The sequence below is a fragment of the Aeromonas piscicola genome (genome assembly GCF_000820005.1).
Taxonomy (GTDB): Bacteria; Pseudomonadota; Gammaproteobacteria; order Enterobacterales; family Aeromonadaceae; genus Aeromonas; species Aeromonas piscicola.
Window position 1 is genome coordinate 1 of the sequence record NZ_CDBL01000064.1, and the last position, 2,042, is coordinate 2,042.

A 2,042-nucleotide genomic window follows, 5' to 3' on the forward strand; every position below is an offset into this window, starting at 1 on the left:
AGCGCGATGCTATGCCAAGGCTTCACCATAGGGTGACGGGCCAGAATTGCTATTCGAATGGGGCTTTTCTTTGCAGTGGATGATAAGGGTCGATTGTTAACAAATGTTTACGAAAATAGTTTCTGATGCTAAATCAGCCACTTGTTAACGAGTGAGTGAGGCCTTGCCGTAAAATCCGGCGGATCGAGCAAGCAGTGCCCGTGCGGGGGATACCATGATAGGATTGCCCCCGGTTTCTGCAGCCAGTTGCCTGTTGAAAAGTGCGCAAGCAGGGGCTGTTATTGGCTTTTTTGTTACTAAAAGGCGTGATATCTTGCTGGTTAATGTGGTCGGATCTCTTGCCGATCTGCAACTGAATATTGAGGACTGGGCCGAGTGGCCAAGGATGGAACGGGTGTGATAAGCAAGCGGGCGATGGAGCTCACCTTCGAAGAGTACTGTGATGCGGATCTTTCCCTGATCAGGGACTACTACGAAACCACTTTCTCCCATTACGTGCCGGATCTGGCCGAGCGTATCTTCGTGGTGCGCGACGCTCACTGGCTGGTGGGAGCCGTGCGTCTGCGCGACGAACAGGATTACTATCACCTGTGCGGCTTTCGCCTGCTGCCCCATTACCAGTCGCTGGGACTGGGCTCCCGTCTGTTGCAGCACGCCTGCAACGATCTGCTGGACAAGCCGGTGGTGTGCCAGGCAATGCCGTTCGAGAAGCCGTTTTACCTCAAGGCCGGTTTTGCCGACCTGCCCCTGCACGAGCTGGATGGCCCGCTCTTCTCCCTCTATGACCAGCAGCGCGAACAGGGTTACCAGATCGAGCTGCTGGTGCGTCAGGCCAAGGCCCCCGTCTACAACTGACGGTTCACTGGGGCTTGGTCAGCAGGTGGATCTTGCCCGGTGACAGCTCAAGCCCCAGCAGATTCTCTTTCAGCCAGGCCTGGTTCGGGTCCTTGTCGTTGAGGCGATAGACAGGCTGGGTCTCCAGCCGTTTCTCCATGCTCTGCAGCAGCATGCCGAGCATGAAGCCGAACTTCTGCTGCGCCGCTTCTGGCTCCAGCTTGTACTCAATCAATTTCATGTTGTCGAGGAAGAGGGCGCTCTGGGCCTTGTCATAGCGCGGCCTGGCCTCGTAGGTCATGTTCAGGCGCGCGTCGTATTCAGTCTGATCCGGCAGGGCGATCTTCAGCTTGCCCTTGCCATAGACGCGGGCGGTATCCGGGCTCTGGCGCCCGATCTGGACGTCGCTCTGCTCGAGCTGCACATGGGCCTTGATGATGCCGGGCAGCTCCAGCTGTTTGTTCACTTGTACCTGAGATTGCAGGTACTGGTTTATCTGTTGCTCATTGATGTCATATGAGCCTTGGCCTAGCATGGCCAGACTCAGCAGCATAGATTGCAGGATCATGCTAACGACCTGATAGAATGGGTGTGTTTTACAGCATACCATCCTGGCCCCGTGGGATCTGCCCACTGCATGTCACTCTGGTGTACAAGGAGTTCTCTTGATCAATGGCTTGGAGCACGACATCCAGCTGCTGTTTTCCCAGTTCCTCGGCTGGTTGCTGCTGCTATTTCACACCGTGATCGTGACGGGAGTCTCCCTGCGGGTGGTGATGAAACGGCGCCCCATCGGCGTCTCGCTGGCCTGGCTGGCCCTCATCTACGCCATCCCGTTTGCCGGGGTCGGTTTCTACGTGCTGTTTGGCGAGATCCGGCTCGGCCGCCGTCGCGCCGAACGGGCCCAGGCCATGTACCGGCCTTACGCCATCTGGATCCGCCAGTTGGCCCGCCTCTTCCCCCAGCACTGCTGCGAGGTGGGCAGCAAGGCCCAGCCGTTGCACGATCTTATCCAGAGCCGACTGTCCATGCCCATGCTCTCCGGCAACCGGATGACGCTGCTGAGCAGGCCGGAATCCATCTTGCGCGAGATAGTGCGCGACATCCGGCAATCCTCCCAGTCCTGCTATCTGGAGTTCTACATCTGGCACCCGGGTGGCGATGCCGACGAGGTGTGCGAGGCGCTGATGGAGGTGGCGGCGCGCGGC

General features: G+C 58.2%; 4 protein-coding genes. 3 read left to right on the plus strand and 1 reads right to left on the minus strand.

Features of this window, described 5'->3' with window-relative positions; all coding sequences use genetic code 11:
- Window positions 1-214 precede the first annotated feature (214 nt).
- Both BN1128_RS25525 and BN1128_RS16295 read left to right on the plus strand, forming a co-directional pair.
- Window positions 215-400, plus strand: coding sequence for a hypothetical protein (locus tag BN1128_RS25525; RefSeq protein ID WP_156140418.1), 186 nt, complete (start codon window positions 215-217; stop codon window positions 398-400).
- A 14-nt stretch (window positions 401-414) separates the two neighbouring features.
- Window positions 415-855 (plus strand): GNAT family N-acetyltransferase, encoded by a 441-nt coding sequence (locus BN1128_RS16295; RefSeq protein ID WP_042870673.1) that lies wholly within the window; start codon window positions 415-417, stop codon window positions 853-855.
- Window positions 856-859: 4 nt separating this feature from the next.
- Here the strand turns inward: BN1128_RS16295 and BN1128_RS16300 are convergent, their stop codons facing one another.
- Complete coding sequence (locus BN1128_RS16300) at window positions 860-1,402, minus strand: YceB family lipoprotein (RefSeq protein ID WP_026080151.1); 543 nt, start codon at window positions 1,400-1,402, stop codon at window positions 860-862.
- A gap of 97 nt (window positions 1,403-1,499) precedes the next feature.
- Between BN1128_RS16300 and BN1128_RS16305 the strand changes: the two genes are divergently transcribed.
- Window positions 1,500-2,042 (plus strand): PLDc N-terminal domain-containing protein (locus BN1128_RS16305; RefSeq protein WP_042870675.1); only part of this gene is annotated, 543 nt, incomplete at its 3' end.